Annotated in this window: 6 protein-coding genes and 2 tRNA genes; 5 read left to right on the top strand and 3 right to left on the bottom strand. The window is 45.6% G+C overall.

Features of this window, described 5'->3' with window-relative positions:
* Positions 1-325 (bottom strand): hypothetical protein (locus tag J7K41_03530; protein MCD6549751.1); only part of this gene is annotated, 325 nt, incomplete at its 3' end.
* A gap of 201 nt (positions 326-526) precedes the next feature.
* Positions 527-1,318, bottom strand: a complete 792-nt coding sequence (locus J7K41_03535) for a hypothetical protein (GenBank protein ID MCD6549752.1) — start codon at positions 1,316-1,318, stop codon at positions 527-529.
* Between the two features lie 135 nt (positions 1,319-1,453).
* Between J7K41_03535 and J7K41_03540 the strand changes: the two genes are divergently transcribed.
* Together J7K41_03540 and J7K41_03545 are read left to right on the top strand one after the other, a co-directional pair.
* Positions 1,454-1,525: transfer RNA gene (locus tag J7K41_03540), tRNA-Ala, on the top strand.
* A 52-nt stretch (positions 1,526-1,577) separates the two neighbouring features.
* A tRNA-Gln gene (locus J7K41_03545) sits at positions 1,578-1,681 on the top strand.
* Positions 1,682-2,113: 432 nt separating this feature from the next.
* Here the strand turns inward: J7K41_03545 and J7K41_03550 are convergent.
* A complete protein-coding gene (locus J7K41_03550) occupies positions 2,114-3,580 on the bottom strand; it encodes a proline--tRNA ligase (protein MCD6549753.1) in 1,467 nt (488 codons plus the stop codon).
* A 155-nt stretch (positions 3,581-3,735) separates the two neighbouring features.
* On the opposite strand from J7K41_03550, the gene J7K41_03555 reads away from it, so the two are divergent.
* The 3 genes from J7K41_03555 to J7K41_03565 all read left to right on the top strand — a co-directional run bounded on the left by J7K41_03555 (position 3,736) and on the right by J7K41_03565 (position 5,282).
* On the top strand, positions 3,736-4,242 hold the full coding sequence (locus J7K41_03555) for a hypothetical protein (GenBank protein MCD6549754.1): 507 nt from the start codon (positions 3,736-3,738) through the stop codon (positions 4,240-4,242).
* Between the two features lie 35 nt (positions 4,243-4,277).
* Positions 4,278-4,595 (top strand): DUF59 domain-containing protein, encoded by a 318-nt coding sequence (locus tag J7K41_03560; protein ID MCD6549755.1) that lies wholly within the window; start codon positions 4,278-4,280, stop codon positions 4,593-4,595.
* 114 nt (positions 4,596-4,709) lie between these two features.
* Positions 4,710-5,282 (top strand): epoxyqueuosine reductase QueH, encoded by a 573-nt coding sequence (locus tag J7K41_03565; protein ID MCD6549756.1) that lies wholly within the window; start codon positions 4,710-4,712, stop codon positions 5,280-5,282.
* The last annotated feature ends 123 nt before the right edge of the window (positions 5,283-5,405 follow it).

Consider the following 5,405-nt stretch of genomic DNA (forward strand, 5'->3'; position numbering starts at 1 on the left):
TGTCTTCGGGTTCGTATTGGGCAAGGATCTTGGCAGCGTACCTGATCCGTTCATCGGTCTTCTTTATATCAAGAACGTACAATCCGTCGTTACGTTTCATGTAGATGAACCGTCGCATCTGACCTGTCTTAACACGTGTGCCTATGTGGACACCCGCTTCAAGATATCTCTCACGCGGTACCAGGTATCCGGCCCTACCACGTTCTGTTTTCTCCCTACGCTCGGTCTTCCTATCGGTTCTCTCATGTCTTTTGCTCTCCTTCCTTGTCTCCTTATTCTCTTCAGAAGGTTTGACCTTATCCTCTAACTTCTCTTTATCGGTCATAACAAAAACACCTCCTCCCTGTTTTCTGTGCATGGCTACCCCATCCTCCCGGAGATCATCGGATGGTTTGCCCGAGTTGTTTTTTATTTTACTCAATAAAAACCTTTCGCCCCTTTGCCTCTGTAAAAGTCAGGCTCGGTGACCGGTTCCCGCCCCCATCAGAGAATATGACATGGAAAAGAAGGTCTTCCTTCGTACCTTTTAATGCCCCTGTTGGAACAGGTCTGAGGGAACCGTTATTTTGAACCTTGCCTCAACACTTTCGGGTATAACCTGCTCATCGATATGCCATTCCGATACGGTCACTCGGTACAGTAGTTCGAGATATCCGTAGTACAATGCATAGATTATCGAATCCTCATCTTCTTTGTCGGACGATTTGACGTATTCGTAGGCGTCGCGTATCATAATCTTTTGGACGTATAAACCGACCAACGGATCCATGAGTTCAACGTTCTCGGTCAGATAGTCGAGCCCGAGTTCAAAGGCGTACTTGTATCTCTTATGGTTGTGTAACTCTGTCAACGTCTCCAATATGAAATGGTCGAAATATCTGCGTTCAAGAGGGTCTATTTTACTGTAATAATCAACGAATATCCCTGCGATTATGTATCTGTCATCTAAACTGTCTTTGTCAAACTTATGAGCAAGTTGTAATGCTTCGCGTGCGGCGTCCGAAAGGTATCTCTCTTCAACATCGGCGAACCGTCCGTCAGAAATAAGTAGCCAGTTCCGTACCTCTTTGATGATGTCGGTCATCTCATCTTCAGAAACGATGGGTTGCTGTTTCGAATCGTTCTCAACACTTATCTCGACCGGCTGAGCATTTTGAACATATTCACCAAAACCGGATGTCAGAACACTTACTACCGTCAGTCCGGTAGCGAAAAACCTTTTGATCTTACGACCGGTAGACCGCCCGTGTCCTGATTTGCCGGAGGCGTTAGATGACGTTTCTTCACTGCTGTTGACACATTTTTTGTGTGAGAACATGTTAATATTAAGGTTTTCAGTTTTTAAATATGTTTGGCTTTGTAGTTAAGTTTTGAAGACATTTATACCAATCGGATTTTTTGGTCGGTAAGGTTTAAAAAGATATGAAGTCTATTTATCAGTTTGATGTTTTAAGGGCCCGTGGCGCAGCGGTAGCGCGCCTCCTTGGCATGGAGGAGGCCGGGGGTTCAAATCCCCCCGGGTCCATACGGTCTTCGGTTCCGGTGTATCCGGATAAACGTTCGGTCTGCTGTTCGATAGCCCCGTCGTCTAGCGGCCAAGGATGCCAGGCTTTGGACCTGGAGACCCCGGTTCGAACCGTTACTTTGACAAATGAAAGACGCGAAAATCCGGGCGGGGCTATTCTTTTTTTCGTTACTAAAGAAGACCCTGTAGTCGTCACTTATGTTGGTAGATTCTATGAAATCTGATAGGAATATGATCGACCGCAATCCATCAGATAATAATCTTCTGGACACTCTAAGTAATGCTTTTGGGGTTTTGAAAAGCCCCAAGCTGTGGTTGTTCATGAGCATTTGGAGTTCAATTCTTATGATCATCTACACATTTTTATGGGTCGACAACATCATAGAATCGGGTGTCTTTCTTGTAGGTATATTCTTTTTGTTAGATTGTTTCTCTATAAGTTTTTCTTTATATCAGAGGAAAATTCCCTTCCGGAGATTTAAACAACTTATTAGAGAAGTTAAAAACAGATGTTTGAAACATCGATCTGTTGCAACTTCTACCGAAGACAAAGAGAAACGATCAGAAGCGATGGAAAACGATAACGAATCAGTACTGACGTGCAATGTACACTATATATCTGGCAGGTTTACCGCACCAGATACATTTATCTTCCGGGTCGGGTTTTTCATCCCTGTCAAAACGTACTCCTCTGATATTACCGTGGGTTTCTGCTTTGATCCAATCCGCGCACTCCTTACCGTCCTCGTCGATCGAACACAAAGGAACCCGTGCGAACCCACCCTTTTCTAACACTGTTTTGAGTTCGTCCATGGTTTTTGCATCGGTTATTACGTTTTCAAACTGTTCATCAGCCCATTTACGAAGGTCTTCGGTAACCTGTTCGCCTTTTTCTTTTATCGTTTCGATAAGGTTATCGAGCGGAACGGTCTCCCTACCCTTCCGTGTGCGTATGACCACCGTAACCGTTTGACTATCCATTTCCTTCTGTCCGACCTCCAATCTTATTGGCACACCTTTCATCTCCCATTCATTGAATTTGTAACCGGGTGTGTTCTCGGAAAGGTCGACTTTTATCCTCCATTCTTCGCAGTATCGTTTGCTTCCTACGGTCAGCATGCTTTCTACCTGACGACAGTATTCTACAATCTTTTCTTTGTTCTCATCGGTAAATATCGGGATGATAACGATCTGGATAGGTGCCAGTTCAAAAGGTAACCTTAACCCTTTGTCATCGCCGAGGATACTGATCATCGCACCGTAGATCCGTGTGATAGCCGGTCCGTAACAGGTTTGCCACACGTACTTCTTTTCACCGTCCGTATCGGTGAACTGTATGTTGAACGGTCTGGAGAAATTCTGACCCAGCAGATGCGTTGAAGGTAACTGTATCACCTTACCGTCGGGCATCATCGTATCGGCAGCAAACGTGTCCACGGCACCGGCAAACTTGTCCCATTTCGGCCGTTTGAAGAAAATGAAGGGTATGCAGAACCTCTTATGCACAACGTTCTCCGTCATCTCCATATCCCGCTTGACCTGGTTTATCGCCTCTTCTTCTGTGGCGAAACAGTCGTGAGATTCCAACCAGAAGAATTCCCTACTCCTCAAAAACGGTCGCGTGGCTTTTGTTTCGTACCGGTACACCGAAGCCCTTTGGTACATCTTGAAAGGCAGATCCTTTCTACCCTGGATCCATAACGAGTACATCCTGTACATAGCGGTCTCGCTTGTCGGACGAAGTGCCAGTTTCTCTTCGAACTTTTCCCCGGCACCGTGTTCGGTTACCCAGAACACCTCAGGAGTGAATCCTTCCACATGTTCCGCTTCGAGTTTGAAATTCGATTCCGGGATGAGTAAAGGGAACCAGGCAGGTTTGTGACCGGTCCTCAGTAACTCCTTTTCGTAGATATCGTACATCTTTTCCATCGTTATAACAGACCACGGCATGTAAACAACAAACCCTTTTACATTGTACCTCAGGTCCGCCAATCCTGCTTCTTTGACGATCTCAGTGAACCATTCCGAGAAGTTCTTTTCTTTGGAGACCTTCATCGAACCACCACCATACCGAAAGATTCTGTTTCAAACCCGACAGACCGTCTTTCATGACCGGTTCACGGCAAAGGTTCAAGATGTCTTATTAACTAACATACTTTTAAATAGTTTCCCGTACAACTTTTTTACATATCGTATATTGCATGTTTTGTATGTTTTGCGTGTTGTGTGTTATGTTCGGTTACGGGTGGGAGGTGTCGGATGTGAGAATAGATTTCGGGTCCAACATCGAAAAAACGTTGTACGACGTGTTCAGCAAGATATGCGAGAAGTTGGGGCACAACCCCTCTGAATATACACGTCCGGGAGGGTTCGATTCAACGGTGGTAGAATGGACATGGATAGACGGAGGGTCGTATCTCCTGTCCAGACGTGTGGAACTCGCCTTCGGCAAACCGTTCGTCAAGATAGACATATTCGTGGGAAGTGTACACATCACGCAGGACGACCTGAGGAAGGAATTGTTCGGACCTGATCCGTCGCGACTCTGGTACATCTATCATGATAAAGAGTTGCGTCAGCGTCTTACCGAGTACCATTCTAAAAGACCTTCTAAAAAGAGGGTGGACCGGATCGTATCAGAAATTGCAAATGCTGTGAAAAGAATGAAAAAGAACGGAGAACGGTCCGGAAGGAACAACCTTGTTCATGCACGATGATTGACGGTTGAGGCGTGTCGCGGGGGAAGTGCGATATGGTGACTGAAGAGGATGTGATAGCAAAACTTCGCGAGGTTTACGACCCTGAAGTTATGGTTAACGTGTATGATTTAGGTCTTATCTATAAAATCAGCATAAACCATCTACCCGACGGTGATGAAGTTTTGATAAAGATGACGCTTACCACTCCGACGTGTCCGTTGGGACCGCTGTTGGTGAGGATGGTTGAAAAGAAACTCAACGAACTTGATGTCAAAAAGGTTCGTGTCTACCTAACGTTTGACCCTCCGTGGGATAAATCGATGATAAAGTGGGAGAACCTGCGTAAGAAAGACGAAGGATCGGAAAATTAAAAGTTGGAATGAAGTAAAAAGTAAAAAAGTGAAGCGAGGGAATAAAAAGGAAGTGAGAAGGGATAACGGAAGAAGGAAATAACCGGTGTGAAATGTTTTTAGGGAGGTTGTTAGATGCGTGTGCTTCTTCACACGTGTTGCGGGCCGTGTGCATCATCGATCGTTGAACGTATGCTTGAACGCGGTCATACGGTCACGATGTTTTTCTATAATCCTAACATATTTCCGAGAGACGAATACATGAAACGCGAACGCTCCGCAAGAAAGGTTGCAGAGTATTTCGGTGTTGAATTTATCGACCCGATCGATCCGTCTGCCGACGGTTGGGAAAAGGCCCATCGGAACTGGTTAGCCAAGGTGAACGGTCTGGAATCGCAACCCGAGGGCGGGTTACGGTGCGCGGTATGTTTCGGTGAACGGTTGGCCGTAGCGGCCGCTTACGCGGCCGCACACGGCCACGACGCGTACACGACATCGTTGGTGATGGGTCCGATGAAGGACATAGGTCTCATCAATCGAATCGGTAATGTTTGGGGGAAACGGTACGGTGTTACGTTCATCTCAGAAAACTTCAGAAAAAGAGGCGGTTATCCGAGGAGTATCGAACTGAGCAAAACACTTTCATTGTACAGACAGAACTATTGCGGATGTGAATTTTCTATGAACGAAAATTCACAAAACATTTAAATACTGAAATGCATATCATTTTAGATACAAGGGGCCCAACGCGAGACCTAAGAAAACGTGAAAGAATGAAGGAAAGGGAACCGGTTGATAGAAGGAACGAAAACTGACGGAAGGAACGAAAAA

Source organism: Candidatus Micrarchaeota archaeon, assembly GCA_021163225.1.
Taxonomy (GTDB): Archaea; Micrarchaeota; Micrarchaeia; order Anstonellales; family JAGGXE01; genus JAGGXE01.

Bases quoted from the DNA above. Each gene is read 5' to 3' on its own strand.
- J7K41_03535 (MCD6549752.1), bottom strand. From the start codon at position 1,318: ATGTTCTCACACAAAAAATGTGTCAACAGCAGTGAAGAAACGTCATCT.
- J7K41_03550 (MCD6549753.1), bottom strand. From the start codon at position 3,580: ATGAAGGTCTCCAAAGAAAAGAACTTCTCGGAATGGTTCACTGAGATC.
- J7K41_03555 (MCD6549754.1), top strand. From the start codon at position 3,736: ATGTTTTGCGTGTTGTGTGTTATGTTCGGTTACGGGTGGGAGGTGTCG.
- J7K41_03560 (MCD6549755.1), top strand. From the start codon at position 4,278: ATGGTGACTGAAGAGGATGTGATAGCAAAACTTCGCGAGGTTTACGAC.
- J7K41_03565 (MCD6549756.1), top strand. From the start codon at position 4,710: ATGCGTGTGCTTCTTCACACGTGTTGCGGGCCGTGTGCATCATCGATC.